Here is a 13968-nt window from a genome sequence, read left to right as displayed (position 1 = left end):
GTTATAAACGTATTCAACTATAAAATGTTTATTCAGTGATCTAAAGTTTTTTAATAAAAATTTCTTTGAAATCAACAGGCTGACCTTCACTTTGTAAAGCAATAAAGCCACTTTTAAGTGCTTTTCCGTCTATTTTAATTGTTGGATCATATCCATTTGCCACACCGCCGCCAATTTGTGGTTTGCTGTATTGCAAAACTGTATCGCCATTAATGATGTGTTTGATCACAGAATCTCCCATCACTATTAGTTCTGCAGAAACCCATTGGTCGCCATCATACGTTTTTGATTTAGAATCAAGACAATGGTCTGGATATAGCTTTCCCTGGTAAAAGATTTCAGTCCCGGGTGAACACATATTACCTGTAGGGCGAGGTTTCTCATCACTTAAACCCCCAAGAAATTGCATTTCTATTGAGATTGGCCAATCTTGTTCTTTAGGCATGGTAGCGGGGTCTTGACTGTGAAACATTACACCACTATTTCTTAAGGTATAACTGGGTGCACCTTTTTGCAATTTGCCAACAAAGCGGTATTTTAATTTCAGGTGATAACTGGAAAACGGGGTTTTGTAATAAAGGTGGCCAAACTGATCATTAAAGTCACCATAATTTTCATAATTAACCCTGATCATTCCATCTTCCACCCGAAAGGTATTGCCGTAATTTTCATTGTATTCATGGTGATGGATTTTAACATTCCAATCTTTTATATCTTTCCCATTAAACAAGGAAGTCCATTCATTTTTATTCGGAACATTTTTCAGGTTTGTAGTGCATCCAAGTAGTGCGGTTGATAAAATAAGATAGGCTAATTTCTTCATGCTGATGTTTTAGTGCAAAATACGAAAAAGGCAACAAGTGTTTATATCCTTTGCAGGCGTTTGATTATAGAAACAAAATTTATTTCTTATACCTTTGTGCCATGGCTAAAAAACGACCTCAATCAAAATCTGGGAATCCATTGTTTAAGAAAATTATTTATAGTGCAAGTAAGATTTTCCTGTATTTTTTATTGGTTTCTGTGATTTGGGTAGTTGCCTATCGTTTCATCAATCCACCTCTAACACTTTTGATGGCACTTCGCAACATTGAGCGCAAGGCTGATGGCAAAACCTTCAAAACAGAAAAAAAATGGGTTGATTTCGAAGATATGTCTAACAATATGAAACGTGCTGCCGTTTCTGCGGAAGATCAGCTGTTTCTTAAACACATTGGCTTCGATATGAAGGCGATTGAAAAAGCATTTGCCAGTAATGCTAAAGGTAAAAAAGTAAAAGGTGGAAGTACGATTTCTCAGCAAACGGCTAAAAACGTGTTTCTTTGGCCGGGAAGATCGTGGATTAGAAAAGGTTTTGAAGCTTACTTTACTTTGCTGATCGAAATATTCTGGAGTAAAGAACGAATTCTGGAAGTTTATCTCAACGTCATCGAAATGGGTGATGGCATTTACGGTGCAGAAGCCGCCGCTCAGGAATATTATGGTAAATCATGTGTGAAGCTAACGAAAAGGCAGGCTGCCCTGATCGCAGCATGTTTTCCCAACCCAAGACGATGGACACCAAAAAATGCAACACCTTATATTCGCCATCGCCAGTATCTCATTTTAAGAAATATGAACAGATTAGGGCCGTTGGATTTTTAGTGTTTAGTCCTAAATATAAAGCCTAAGAAACTGTCTAAATTTCATGAATGAAGATCGACTTGCGAAGTTTAGGTGGCCTTGGGGGGGGATACTTCGAAAGTTTGTGGTATTATCATCAAAACTTACGAAATTCTTCAGCGCACAGCCTTTTGAAATTTCGTAAGTTGATAAATTATAATTTTTATACAGCTTTTCAGTATTTAATTCAAAATCAACATTCTAGCCTTTTGCTATTAACTATTGAGGGAGACTCCCGACTTCGGACTAATGATTCCCGATTTTCTAATCATGATCCTTATTCCACCTGATTTTGATTCCACCTTTATCGTCATCAATTGCTTTCAGGTGAAGCACAATACCTTTCATCCTGGCTTGGCGCTTCTCTGCCTTAGTCAGATTTTCGTCTCCTTTCGGGTTTCTCAAAGGAATATCCATCTCAATATCGGTACCAGTGCCTAAGGCATAAATTCCTTTAATATTAAAATTCATCGCACTTGAATTGATCTGCATCGGACTGATTTCTATCTTATCGCCACGAACGGTAAGTGTACCATTTAGCTTCTTAATCTCAACATTGGATAAATTTCTATTGGCAAACGCAAAGTTGCCTACTTTAACCATTGGTTCGAAGTTTACCAATGCCGCATTATTTAAATTAAACACCACTTTGCCATTGATGGAACGTGGAATAACCTTCCCTGCATGAGATATTTTTCCTGATATGTTAACCAATGATGACAAGTAGCCTTTTAAATTTTTATTGGTGATTGTATTCTGTCCAAAGTTATCAAAGGAATAAAAGAAATCTTTAACACTTACATGGCTAATTTTCGAACTCATTTTAAAAGTATTTGAGCCTGGCTGTTGAATAATACTTCCATTCATACCAATTAAGCCGCCGGCATGCTCTACACTAAACTTATTAAAAAATATACCTTCCCCGCGGAGTGAAATGTCTGCTGCAAGATTTTTTGCTAAAAACTTATTATAAATCGCCTTCCCAACTGTGAGGTTAATATTCATTTTGGAAACTTCCAGCACGTTACTTAATTCTCGCGATGCTGTTTTCATTGAGTTACCAGACGATGCTTTCTTCTTAGTACTTCTTGGTCCTAAAAATGGTAAAAACTCATTTAAGTAAAGCTGTGGACTATGCATTTTAAGATTAACCAGAATCTTCTCGGGATCAGAATAATAGAGGTTGGCAAAATTAGCGATACTACAACTTACATTTAATTCACTTTTTCCGAGTTGGAAATGACCATTCTGAATGGAAAGGTCGTTCTGATTGAAATTGATATTCAGTGCGCTTTTTACCAGGTGAAGTTTTCGTGGCAAGTACGTAATATCTGCATTTGCAATTTTAATGGCTCCAGAAACAATTGGTTTAGTGAAAATGAAGTTATCAATATCTGCCTGGCAATATAGTCTCAAGTCGGCTGTTCCATCTTTAAAATCGAAATCTTGTGTACCCAAAGAATTATTAAGGTTTGTTAATGGGAATTTTGAAGTAACCAGACCTGTTGCAATAGGTCTTGCTAAGTTATTTACGGTAAAGGTGTCGATCTTAATTGGCGCATTAAAATACTTCGCTGTTAACCGATGAAGTTTTATTGAGGAATTTTCATCGCCAATAATGCCTCCAACAGTATCCTGATTGGTAAATGAACCATCAAAATTAGCTTCAGTTAATTTTCCGGCAGGAATAGAAAGGATATTATCGCGGACCTTAATACCAACTTTTATTAAAGGATCGCCATATTTCCCTGAACCATCATCAATGATATTTCCACGGATGTCAACTGGGTTTTCGATGCCGAATTTCAAAAGCTTGGAAGAAATATTAGGCGAAAGGAGCAAGGCTACCTCTTTAAATAAAATCTGATCTACTGCGATGGTAATGGCAAAGGCAAATTTATCAAGATCAATCTTTGCACCAATTTTGAAAGGATGGCCACCAATATTCAGGTTTTCGGGATCCAAAATCACGGCATCAAGATCTCTGCTGTAATGCGCTGATAAAGTACCATCTAATGTTTTTCCTTTTAAGAAACTACCTTTTCTGGTATTAAATGCAAAATTATTAACAAGTGTTTTAAGTTTGATCTTTCCTGTCCAGCCGCTATCCGGGTATTGCATTCTGCCCTGAATCTGATCAATATTAAAATTAAAGAGCTTAAATCGCTTCTGATTATCAAGGATTAAACTCAATCTGTTGAAATCGATTTTCTTTACCTCTAGTGCTGATGATTTTGGAGATGATTTTGTTTCTTCTTTTTTTGGTTTGCTTTTAAATATACTGGTATTGCTATATCCGGTAGAATCGGTGTAGATATAGACTGCAGCATCGTTAATTGCAATTCTGTTGATGTTTACGTTCCCAACTATGAGCGAAAGTATGTTTAAAGAAACATTGATATCTTTTGCTTTGAGCAGATTGTGTTTATGCTGCGCCCATAAGCTATCTCTTAACAAAACATCATTCAAAGAAACGGAAACGCCAGGAAAACTTTTTAAAAGCGTGGGCTCCATGCTACCAGCAGTAATCTCACCATTTAAGTTTTTATTAAGTTGGGCAAGAATTGTAGACAGGATTTCTTTCTTATTGCGGCTAATATAAAAAGCGCCTGCAAGCCAGGTTAAAATAACCAGAATTACAAGTGCAGAAAGTATACTTAAGGTGATCTTGAGCCAGCGCTTCATAGATATTATTTGATTTATTGATACAATATATTTTATGGCGCAATTGTTTTAAAAGGATCATAAAAAACATGATCAAAACAGTGTTACTTGAGGCTGACTCAAGAAAAGTTTACAAGAGGTGCGCAAAAACTGAAGAATGCCAGCTATCGCGGAACGGCACTTCCCACTTGGTATTTAGCTCTTGGAGATTTTGAACCATATTATTGAAAACAATTGTATCTGCTGTTACCTGTTTAATGTTTACAAGGGTTTCAAAATCCTCTTTACCCTGAACCTTCACTTCCTCTTCAACTTTGTATGCAATATTAAAACGGTTAAATAGATCTACATGAAAAGCTTGTTCTATTTCTTTGATGAGCCTAACCGAACTGTCTATTGAGCAACCGGTTACCCCAGCCTGACTTTCATCCACTGTTAATATAATAAAATAGCCATAACGAATCTCGGCTTTTGCCAGCAGTTCATTGCCATGTGCTTTCCACTGGTTAGTGAAAGCAGATAACTTATATAATATTTCTGTTTCTTCGTTTGCCGTGAATTTACGGTCGCTTTGGTAGATCCAGACTCTAGATTGTGGAGAAAAACTCATATACAAATTTATAATTTTAATTAAATTGGTTTGCCCTAAAATCATTTCCATATGAAAAAGTTTACATTGTGCTTGAAAACATCACTGCTTTCGGCTACAGCAGTATTTCTATGCGCTTTTTCAGATCCAGAATCAATAGAACAATACGTTGGTTTTTTGCAGAAATCATTTACCGATCATTACGACAGCAGTCAGGAAGTTAAGCAAATTAAACGTTACGAGCTTAATATTACTAACAATGGCTTTTGTAGGTATAAGCGATATTTTAATAACGGAAAAACAGAGTATTTCGCGTTCAAGTTGGCGAAATTTAAAGATATGGATTATTTAGGGAATACGACTGCCGGCAAATTATACTTACGTACCAAGGGTGATGATGTGATTGTACAAACCTATAAGGATAGGGGAGGAGATGTGGATTCGATGGCGACGGAAGTGGTAATTCCTGTTAAAAATATGGAGGCTGAAGATCTCAATTCGATCCGGGAGAACCTGACGAAGATTTGCGGTTTACCTGCTGTAATTACACCTTAGATATTTGAGATTTATACCTCGCAGGTTTTTAAAACCTGCGAGGTTATTTTTATAGACCATTCGCTCTCGCAGTAATTTCTGCAATATCCAATACCTTCACTTCTTGTTCTTTATCTTTTAGCTTGATCCCATCGCTTAACATGGTCATACAGAACGGACAACCTGCTGCAATTACCTGAGGATTAGTTTCCAATGCTTCTTCGATGCGTTCTACGTTAACATCTTTTTTGCCTTTTTCTGGTTCTTTAAACATTTGTGCGCCACCAGCACCGCAGCATAATCCATTGCTTTTACAGCGTTTCATTTCCACCAGTTGAGCATCTAACACCTCTAATGCTTTTCGAGGAGCCTCATAAACGCCATTTCCGCGACCTAAATAACATGGGTCATGAAACGTGATTTTTTTACCTTTAAAGCTTTCGCCGCCTTCTGCTTTTAGTTTTCCATCATTGATCAAATCCTGAATCAACTGCGTATGGTGAATCACTTCGTAAGATCCGCCCAAGCCTGGGTATTCATTTTTAATGGTATTGAAACAATGCGGACAACCCGTAACGATTTTTTTAATGTTATAGGCATTCAAGACTTCGATATTGGTCATGGCCTGCATTTGGAAAAGAAACTCATTACCGGCACGTTTAGCCGGATCTCCGGTGCAACTTTCTTCTGTACCCAAAACGGCATACTTAATACCAACATGATGCAAAATTTTGCAAATGTCGCGGGTAATTTTTTGCGCCCTCTCATCGTAACTTCCGGCACATCCTACCCAAAATAATATTTCTGGCTCTTCACCTGCGGCCATTAACTCGGCCATTGTAGGTACTTTAAATTCCATTTTTTTAGCTAGTATTTAGTATCAAGATTTTAGTGTCAAGTATCAAGACTGGAGGTTATTAACAATTTATTTTTTCAAACTCCAAACTCTTAACTCCAAACTAACTTTCATTTGCCCAATTAAAACGATCAGCAGGAGAATATTTCCATGGTGCCTGATTATTTTCGATATTGCCTAGCATGGTGTTTATGCTTCCGGGGGCTTGCGATTCTTCCATTACGGCGAACCTCCGAAGTTCCATAATAATTTGAAGCGGATCTATATTTACCGGGCAAGCTTGCACGCAGGCATTACAACTGGTACAGGCCCAGATTTCTTCTCTGGTAATATAATCGTCTAGTAATGACTTCCCATCCTGATGTTCAGCGCCATTTTTATCGATGTTTTTCCCAATTTCAGTAATTCGATCACGGGTATCCATCATAATTTTTCTTGGCGATAATAATTTACCCGTAATGTTTGCCGGGCAAGAATCTGTACACCGTCCGCACTCGGTACAGGTATAGGCATTCATCAAATTCACCCAGGATAAATCTGTCGCATCCTTTGCGCCGAACTTTCCTGGTTCAGCTTCTGCAGGAACAAAAGAAGGATCGAGCATGGCTTTAACTTCATTGGTTACCGAAGCCATATTGGTAAACCCTCCCTTAGGTTCCAGATTTGAAAAATACGTATTTGGAAAAGCAAAAAGGATGTGAAAATGTTTCGAATAAGGAAGGTAGTTTAAAAAGGCCAGGATACCGATAATATGAAACCACCAGCAACCTCTTTCTATGGCTACCAAAGCACTTTCAGAAGAAGGCAAAAGGTTAATCAGGTATTGACTGATTGGAAATGCACCAGCCGTGATGTAATGTGTTGCGCCCAAAACCTGTAATTTCAGATCTGCAGCATTCATCATTAAAAAAGCTTTCATCAATAAGATTTCGGTAATTAAGATATAATTGGCATCAGATTTTGGCCAGGACGTCATTTCTACTCCGCTGAAGCGCTTTAATTTTAATACATTTCTACGGATAAAAAAGATTACACAAGCAACCCATACGGTTAGTGCAAGTATTTCGAAAGATGCAATTAGGAAATCGTAAAGTCCGCCAAGACCATGGAAAATCCGGTGAGTTCCGAAAAGTCCGTCGATCATAATTTCGACTACTTCGATGTTGATAATGACAAAGCCGATGTAAACGAAGAAGTGAAGAAAGGCCGGGATTGGGCGAACCACCATTTTAGATTGACCAAATGCCACTCTAAGCATAGTTATTAAGCGTTTTTGAGGCTGATCACTCCTGTCGACAGGTCTTCCTAAACGAATATTGCGAATAATCTTTCGCGAGTTGAAGGCAAACAGCACAATTGCTGCAAGTGTTATTACTAGAAAAATGATCTGAGCCACCATGCAATATTAGATTGTTTTATGCTAAAATAGGATATTAATCTAAATAAATTACTATGCATGCATAAAAAAATATCGAATTATAGTTGTTTGTATTGATTCTAAGCTAGTTTTGAAGGTGTTTTTTTGCCAATTAAAATTTAATTAATTGATAATCAGCAGTCGACTGAAATAATTGAAAAAAAGTTTTGCTTTTGAAAAAAGAACGCTACATTTGCAATCCCAAACGGTTGGTGCCTTAGCTCAGTCGGTAGAGCAAAGGACTGAAAATCCTTGTGTCGCTGGTTCGATTCCAGCAGGCACCACAACCTAAAGCCTTACAGAAATGTGAGGCTTTTTAATTTCCTTCAGTGGAATTGTTAGGGGATAAATTTTCAAATGCTTTTGTATTTGGAAAAAAATGCTAGTTTTGCAAACTCAAAAACGGGGTGCCTTAGCTCAGTCGGTAGAGCAAAGGACTGAAAATCCTTGTGTCGCTGGTTCGATTCCAGCAGGCACCACTCTTAAAAGCCTTTCAGAAATGAGAGGCTTTTTTAGTTTCAGGTGCTAAAATGGGGTGACGATTTAGTGTTTTTTCAATTGTATTCGCATTCAAAGAATCTATGGTGTGGTGGCTCACCAGCCATTTTACCACCTAATACACCTAAGTATAGTACCTTAATTCGGCTTGATTAATAAAGTCTATTCGTCTGATTTACAAGTATTAACTTATTCATTTAAAAGAATATACTAATTACTCAGGTTGATATGTATCAGGATTAGTTTAGATTCACGATTAATTTGATTCTCAGTTGAAAGTAATTTAATCGATGGAAAACTATTTTTTATCGATACTCCACAGCCTTGTTACAATAATTTGGAATAAATTTAGTTCGTTGATAAATTAAATGTAGATATCAGGCAACTTATAGTAGTCTATCCTCGTATATCAATAAAAGATCCACGTTAAAAATAACTATGAAATATAACAAATACAGCTACTTAACAGTATTTATGCTTTTAAGTATTGGCTTATTTATGGCTTGTAAAAAGGATAGTCCAGCTCCTGAACAACCACCAGTTGTAGCCACCGCAAGTAGAGATGAACTCACAAAAGATTCTATTTTTCTGTATACAAAGGAGCTTTACTATTGGAATACTTCCTTGCCAACTTATGATGCATTCAAACCGCGGAGTTTTAGTTCTAATGAAGCAGAACTGTATGCATTGACTCAGTATTCTTCAGATCCATCTACAGGAAGACCATATGAATACGTAAACGGCTCTACCAATCCAAAGTATTCTTTTTTCGAAGAGGTTACAGGATCAGGGAAAGTGGCTGCCTTAAAGGCTGATATTAATGGAACCGCAAATGATTACGGTTTTTCTTTAAACTATCAATCAACTACAGATCTAAGGGTTAAATATGTTTATCCTAATTCTCCGGCCAGTCTTCAGGGTTTAACCCGGGGTTGTAGAATCACCAGCATCAATGGGCGAACCAATCTAACTTATAGTAACGCGACCATCAACTTTTTAAACGATGCAATTTTTGGTGCTAATCCATCGGTTGCACTTACTTTTGTTGGCTTAGATAATGTTACTAAAACTGTTACTATCACTTCGGCAACCTATACAGAGAATCCAATATTTTTCACAAATGTGTATACTGTGGGATCGAAGAAGGTAGGTTATTTAGTTTTTAACAGTTTTACAAATAATGTAACCACAGCATTAAGAACTGTATTTTCAAATTTTGCAACGCAAGGGGTAACAGAACTTATAGTCGATTTAAGATATAATGGCGGTGGCTTTGTTTCCACAGCAACTAACATGATTAATCTTGCCGCTCCACAGGCCCAAAATGGGAATGTTATGTACACTACCCATTATAATAGCTTTCTTCAAAATTTAACCACAGCGCAAAGAAAAGCATCTGTATTGTATCATCAGCCATTATTAGATGCTGATAATAAAACGCAACCTTTTACCACAGGGGTAAACGGTAAATTTGCCACCTATGCCGATTTAGACTTTTCAGTAGCATCTACGGATAATATCGAACGCTTTGTTAAGTCAGGATCTTTGTCGCTCTCCAGAATTTATTTCATTGTAACCGGATCTACTGCATCAGCAAGTGAATTAGTGATCAATAGTTTAAAACCAGTGATGGATGTAAAACTGATCGGCGAAACAACTTATGGTAAACCTGTTGGTTTTTTCCCAATCAGGATTGATAAAATAGATATGTATGTTCCGGAATTTGAAACAAAGAACCAGGCAAGCGTTGGTGGTTATTATAGTGGCTTAACAGTTGATAAAGAAGCTTACGAAGATTTAACCAAGGCATGGGGCGATGAAACTGAAACCTTATTAAGTTATGCACTTTTATATGCCAGAACCGGAAGCTTTGTAACCACTGCCGCAAAAACAGCAAGCTTAAAAGCTTCATCAACCGTGATGCCAGAGCGCTTGTCATCAATAGAACTTAAGCAGGTGGCTTCCAGTCTTGATCAAAATAGTTTCCAGGGTATGCTGCTTACACCCCGCAAAAAATTTAAATAAAGGTATTACCAGATTAATTGTGAATTATCTTTCAAACTACAACGACTAATAAAAACCAAAAAGGCGATTTTCATCATGAAAATCGCCTTTTTGATTATAAGCTTTAATACTTTAGGATTCTATTTTGCAATAATTATAATAGAATTTTACTGCTGATATCCTTATTGATCGTAATGTAACCAGGATATTTTACAGGCGTATTACCGAGCATAAAAGTAGGTTTGATTTTAATAGTTAAAAGTCCGAGTTTTTCTTCTTTAGATGAAGATCCCCTTTGGGCGGCTTTAACGATGTCATTAAAAACATTCCCATTTGATACCAGTCCATAGATATTGCTCACCAATTGAACCGGAACAGTAACCGTTTGTCCCTGGGCGATACTAACATTCTGGTTCACAATTCCTTGTGCTAAATCAGTATTGTTTACCAAAATTTTATATTCGAATTGATTGATTGCCGCTAAATTATTTGATGGATTGGTGATCTCCAGGTTCAGGTTTGCCCTTAACGGGATATCTTTTCTCAACAAGCCGAGTGCAACTCCAGGAAGGCTGGTTAAGCTAAAAGTTTGCTGCTCCATTAATTGTTTAATATCTGTTCCAGCAATCGACACCTGCTTAACGCCAGTAATCTTATAGGTGCAATCCTCCAGCGCTTTGATCTGCTGTGCCTGCCTGTTTATACCGCAACTAAATACGGTAATGGTAAAGAGGCAAAGCCATAGTGTGTTTTTCATGTTAATCATAACGGTAATTTAGTAAAACTATTTCAGCAGCAATCATGCTTTAACAAAAATTAGCATAATGACTATGGGGTTACTGTTTCAATCCCATTATGTTCATTGTTCGAATCTGCGGTATCATCATCACCCGTGTTTTCTGCATTGCTTGTTTCTTCCTCTTCTTTCGGAGTGGTTTCTCCTGGCGATGGTTCTTCTTCTGTTCCAGATTGATCATCAGTTGTAGCTGGTTTATCGACACTTTCTTCTCCCTCTGTTACCTTTTTTCCTTCCCCTTCTTTTGGTTCATCGGTTGACTGATCTTCTTTAACCTCATCAGGAGTTTCAGCATCGCCAGGTGTAACTTCAGCCTGGTGTGCCGATGGAACTACCGTTTCGATATCCATTTGAACATCATCAGTTGGTTTTGGTTGCTCATTCGTATTTTCGTTTGCTATTTTATCATTTTCGTTTTCCATGGTATTATCTTTTCTTTATTAAATGAATTCAACTGCATTTTGTTTCAATTTTTCTTCAATGCTTAATTGCTGATTGATAACTTTGGCAAAAAAGACGCTATGGCCATCACTTACAGAGAAATACAAGAGCAGGATAATCAGGAGCTTGCTGAGTTAATCAGAACGATATTAAGGGAGTTCAAAATTGATAAGCCAGGCACTGTTTATACTGATCCGACAACTGATCACCTATCCGAGGTTTTTGAAACCGAACAATCTGCTTATTGGATTGCAGAAGAAGAGGGTAAAATTATCGGTGGTTGCGGAATCTATCCAACATCAGGCTTGCCAGATGGTTGCGTAGAACTGGTTAAACTTTATACTGCTTCATCAGCAAGGGGTAAAGGAGTTGGTAAAATGCTGATGCAAAAAAGTATTGAGTCTGCTCAGCAATTTGGTTATAATCAGATTTATCTGGAGTCTTTCCCTGAATTAACAACAGCGATTGGCATGTATGAGAAAGCTGGATTTAAAAAGCTTTCGGCTCCTTTGGGTAATTCCGGACATTTCGCCTGCAATGTTTGGATGTTATTGGTTTTATAATTGTCCAAAGCTAACCATCTACATAAATCAAGCTGTTGGAATAATTTTTTAAGGCATTGGAATAACAAAATTTAATAGAGAATACAGTTTCCTGGCTTTAATAATGAAAGCAATTAAAATGATTTCTATTTCTAGGTGATTAGAGAACGCAGATAAATTGCTTAGGTATCGCATGGCGATGTTTATAATTTGTGACTTTAAATCAAGTCGTTTTTTTTACTTTTGCTGCCGTAAAGATTAAACCAACAAACCATGCAGGAAACAAATTCACTTAATCAGGTTGCCGAATTTCACACTACTTTTAAACATCCAATTCTGGATTCACCAGTTATTCCATCAAAGCAAAGGGCAAATTTGAGAATTGCACTTTTGGCTGAGGAGTTGAAAGAATTAGAGGAAGCTGTAGAGAACGATGATTTAGTTGAAGTGGCGGATGCCTTGTGTGATTTGCAATATGTTTTAGCAGGTGCCATCCATGAATTTGGCTTGGGTGGGAAGTTTAAAACTTTGTTTGATGAAGTTCATCGTTCCAACATGAGTAAAGCTTGTAAAACAGTGGAAGAGGCCGAATTAACCATTAAACACTATTTTGATAAAGATCAGACTGAATCATATTATAAAGAAATTGACGGATTGTTTTTAGTTTTTAGAAAAGCGGATGACAAGACTTTAAAGTCGATTAATTATTCACCTGCTGATTTAAAATCACTTTTAATTTAAAAACAACCGGAAATTGAAAAGATTAAAACAAATTGCCAATTCATTAAAAGCCACCGCAGAAAATCCGGATGACGCACAGATGCGTGAATTTATTTTTTACTCGCCAAAGATGCCCTTGCGGATTCATCAGGAAGAATTGGTGGCTGTGGCAAAATCCTTTTCGCTTGAGGTTTACGATCCTTATTTCACACAATCCAACCTTCAAATCAATTGCTTCAGCTGGGGCGATGGAAAAACAAAAATAGTTTTAACGCATGGCTGGGCATCTAAGGCATTAGATTTTTATGAACTCATAATCGAACTGCTCGAAATAGAAGATGTTGAAGTGATTGCTTTTGATGCACCTGGAAATGGAAGTTCCGTATCAGACCTGTCCAACCTGATGTTTTATGCTGATGCCGTAAAAGCAATTGTATCAAATTATGCAGTGCCAGATTTTGTAATCGGGCATTCACTAGGGAGTATGGCGAACGTAATTGCCTTGCAAGATTTGAATCTGTCGCCGAAAATGTTAATTAGCATTGCGCCATTAATCAGACTCAAAGAAAAGTTTGCACAAAGCCTTACCTCGGTGGGTATTGCAGACGTTCACCAAGATCGGTTTTTTAATAATTTCGCAAAAGAATTTCCGGTTCAGGCAAGTTATTTTAATCTGGTAAATCTTTATGAATCAAACTATTTTAATCACTTTGTGGCGTTTGACCCGGAAGATGACATTTCTACTTTTCCTTTCTTAAAAGAATTTCTAGATAAGTTTCCAGAGGTTAATGCAACAGTTTACGAAGGCGTTGGTCATTATAAAATTCTGAAATCTAATGATGTAATTAACGACATCGTGGTAAAAATTGCTTCGGTAAAATAAATTCATTGCATTCATTCAAATGCAAAGTCTCAACGGGCAGGAGCGTGGAAGGACTTCGACAGTTTTAAAATGATTCAAAACTTCAATTAGACTGACGAAGTTTCCCCAACGCACAAAGGCTACCTAAACTTCGTAAGTAGACCAACTTGCGAAGTCTCAACGGGCAGGAGTGAGGAAGGACTTCGACAGTTTTAAAACGATTCAAAACTTCAATTAGACTGACGAAGTTTCCCCAACGCACAAAGGCTACCTAAACTTCGTAAGTCGATTTAACTTGCGAAGTCTCAACGGGCAGGAGTGTGGAAGGACTTCGACAGTTTTAAAACGATTCAAAACTTCAATTAGACTTACGAAGTTTCCCT

Annotated in this window: 13 protein-coding genes and 2 tRNA genes; 8 read left to right on the top strand and 7 right to left on the bottom strand. The window is 37.2% G+C overall.

What is annotated here, in order from left to right:
- Positions 1 to 40: 40 nt before the first annotated feature.
- Positions 41 to 823, bottom strand: a complete 783-nt coding sequence (locus ACN1CD_RS14085) for a 3-keto-disaccharide hydrolase (RefSeq protein WP_419131021.1) — start codon at positions 821 to 823, stop codon at positions 41 to 43.
- Between the two features lie 101 nt (positions 824 to 924).
- Between ACN1CD_RS14085 and mtgA the strand changes: the two genes are divergently transcribed.
- Positions 925 to 1644, top strand: coding sequence for a monofunctional biosynthetic peptidoglycan transglycosylase (mtgA, locus tag ACN1CD_RS14080; protein WP_419131020.1), 720 nt, complete (start codon positions 925 to 927; stop codon positions 1642 to 1644).
- Between the two features lie 282 nt (positions 1645 to 1926).
- On the opposite strand, the gene ACN1CD_RS14075 is transcribed toward mtgA, so the two are convergent.
- Together ACN1CD_RS14075 and ACN1CD_RS14070 are read right to left on the bottom strand one after the other, a co-directional pair.
- Complete coding sequence (locus tag ACN1CD_RS14075; protein ID WP_419131019.1) at positions 1927 to 4347, bottom strand: AsmA-like C-terminal region-containing protein; 2421 nt, start codon at positions 4345 to 4347, stop codon at positions 1927 to 1929.
- A 109-nt stretch (positions 4348 to 4456) separates the two neighbouring features.
- Positions 4457 to 4936 (bottom strand): ABC transporter ATPase, encoded by a 480-nt coding sequence (locus tag ACN1CD_RS14070; RefSeq protein WP_419131145.1) that lies wholly within the window; start codon positions 4934 to 4936, stop codon positions 4457 to 4459.
- Positions 4937 to 4987: 51 nt separating this feature from the next.
- On the opposite strand from ACN1CD_RS14070, the gene ACN1CD_RS14065 reads away from it, so the two are divergent.
- Positions 4988 to 5470 carry a hypothetical protein gene (locus ACN1CD_RS14065; RefSeq protein WP_419131018.1) on the top strand — a complete coding sequence of 161 codons (483 nt, stop codon included), beginning with the start codon at positions 4988 to 4990 and terminating at the stop codon, positions 5468 to 5470.
- A gap of 49 nt (positions 5471 to 5519) precedes the next feature.
- Here ACN1CD_RS14065 and ACN1CD_RS14060 read toward each other — a convergent pair whose 3' ends face one another.
- Entirely contained in the window at positions 5520 to 6308 is a 789-nt protein-coding gene (locus ACN1CD_RS14060) for a (Fe-S)-binding protein (RefSeq protein ID WP_419131017.1), read from the bottom strand.
- Between the two features lie 100 nt (positions 6309 to 6408).
- Positions 6409 to 7704, bottom strand: coding sequence for a 4Fe-4S dicluster domain-containing protein (locus ACN1CD_RS14055; protein ID WP_419131016.1), 1296 nt, complete (start codon positions 7702 to 7704; stop codon positions 6409 to 6411).
- A 229-nt stretch (positions 7705 to 7933) separates the two neighbouring features.
- On the opposite strand from ACN1CD_RS14055, the gene ACN1CD_RS14050 reads away from it, so the two are divergent.
- From ACN1CD_RS14050 to ACN1CD_RS14040, 3 genes are all read left to right on the top strand, one after another.
- Positions 7934 to 8006 (top strand) — tRNA-Phe (locus tag ACN1CD_RS14050).
- Between the two features lie 122 nt (positions 8007 to 8128).
- Positions 8129 to 8201: transfer RNA gene (locus tag ACN1CD_RS14045), tRNA-Phe, on the top strand.
- Between the two features lie 457 nt (positions 8202 to 8658).
- Positions 8659 to 10245 carry a S41 family peptidase gene (locus ACN1CD_RS14040; RefSeq protein WP_419131015.1) on the top strand — a complete coding sequence of 529 codons (1587 nt, stop codon included), beginning with the start codon at positions 8659 to 8661 and terminating at the stop codon, positions 10243 to 10245.
- A gap of 133 nt (positions 10246 to 10378) precedes the next feature.
- Here ACN1CD_RS14040 and ACN1CD_RS14035 read toward each other — a convergent pair whose 3' ends face one another.
- Together ACN1CD_RS14035 and ACN1CD_RS14030 are read right to left on the bottom strand one after the other, a co-directional pair.
- Positions 10379 to 10981, bottom strand: a complete 603-nt coding sequence (locus ACN1CD_RS14035; RefSeq protein ID WP_419131014.1) for a hypothetical protein — start codon at positions 10979 to 10981, stop codon at positions 10379 to 10381.
- 71 nt (positions 10982 to 11052) lie between these two features.
- Positions 11053 to 11442, bottom strand: coding sequence for a hypothetical protein (locus ACN1CD_RS14030; RefSeq protein ID WP_419131013.1), 390 nt, complete (start codon positions 11440 to 11442; stop codon positions 11053 to 11055).
- A gap of 99 nt (positions 11443 to 11541) precedes the next feature.
- Here ACN1CD_RS14030 and ACN1CD_RS14025 point away from each other — a divergent pair, with 99 nt between their 5' ends.
- The 3 genes from ACN1CD_RS14025 to ACN1CD_RS14015 all read left to right on the top strand — a co-directional run bounded on the left by ACN1CD_RS14025 (position 11542) and on the right by ACN1CD_RS14015 (position 13606).
- Positions 11542 to 12024 (top strand): GNAT family N-acetyltransferase, encoded by a 483-nt coding sequence (locus ACN1CD_RS14025; RefSeq protein ID WP_419131012.1) that lies wholly within the window; start codon positions 11542 to 11544, stop codon positions 12022 to 12024.
- 252 nt (positions 12025 to 12276) lie between these two features.
- On the top strand, positions 12277 to 12744 hold the full coding sequence (locus ACN1CD_RS14020; protein WP_419131011.1) for a hypothetical protein: 468 nt from the start codon (positions 12277 to 12279) through the stop codon (positions 12742 to 12744).
- A gap of 13 nt (positions 12745 to 12757) precedes the next feature.
- Positions 12758 to 13606, top strand: coding sequence for an alpha/beta hydrolase (locus ACN1CD_RS14015; RefSeq protein ID WP_419131010.1), 849 nt, complete (start codon positions 12758 to 12760; stop codon positions 13604 to 13606).
- Positions 13607 to 13968 lie beyond the last annotated feature (362 nt).

Origin of the sequence: Pedobacter sp. N23S346 (assembly GCF_048515415.1) — a bacterium.
Taxonomy (GTDB): domain Bacteria; phylum Bacteroidota; class Bacteroidia; order Sphingobacteriales; family Sphingobacteriaceae; genus Pedobacter.
Note: the sequence above shows the minus strand (reverse complement) of the source record. Positions and strands in the feature narration are given on the sequence as shown.

Bases quoted from the DNA above. Each gene is read 5' to 3' on its own strand.
- ACN1CD_RS14020 (WP_419131011.1), top strand. From the start codon at position 12,277: ATGCAGGAAACAAATTCACTTAATCAGGTTGCCGAATTTCACACTACT.
- ACN1CD_RS14070 (WP_419131145.1), bottom strand. From the start codon at position 4,936: ATGAGTTTTTCTCCACAATCTAGAGTCTGGATCTACCAAAGCGACCGT.
- ACN1CD_RS14065 (WP_419131018.1), top strand. From the start codon at position 4,988: ATGAAAAAGTTTACATTGTGCTTGAAAACATCACTGCTTTCGGCTACA.
- ACN1CD_RS14030 (WP_419131013.1), bottom strand. From the start codon at position 11,442: ATGGAAAACGAAAATGATAAAATAGCAAACGAAAATACGAATGAGCAA.
- ACN1CD_RS14075 (WP_419131019.1), bottom strand. From the start codon at position 4,347: ATGAAGCGCTGGCTCAAGATCACCTTAAGTATACTTTCTGCACTTGTA.
- ACN1CD_RS14085 (WP_419131021.1), bottom strand. From the start codon at position 823: ATGAAGAAATTAGCCTATCTTATTTTATCAACCGCACTACTTGGATGC.
- ACN1CD_RS14025 (WP_419131012.1), top strand. From the start codon at position 11,542: ATGGCCATCACTTACAGAGAAATACAAGAGCAGGATAATCAGGAGCTT.
- ACN1CD_RS14035 (WP_419131014.1), bottom strand. From the start codon at position 10,981: ATGAAAAACACACTATGGCTTTGCCTCTTTACCATTACCGTATTTAGT.
- ACN1CD_RS14055 (WP_419131016.1), bottom strand. From the start codon at position 7,704: ATGGTGGCTCAGATCATTTTTCTAGTAATAACACTTGCAGCAATTGTG.
- ACN1CD_RS14060 (WP_419131017.1), bottom strand. From the start codon at position 6,308: ATGGAATTTAAAGTACCTACAATGGCCGAGTTAATGGCCGCAGGTGAA.
- ACN1CD_RS14040 (WP_419131015.1), top strand. From the start codon at position 8,659: ATGAAATATAACAAATACAGCTACTTAACAGTATTTATGCTTTTAAGT.
- mtgA (WP_419131020.1), top strand. From the start codon at position 925: ATGGCTAAAAAACGACCTCAATCAAAATCTGGGAATCCATTGTTTAAG.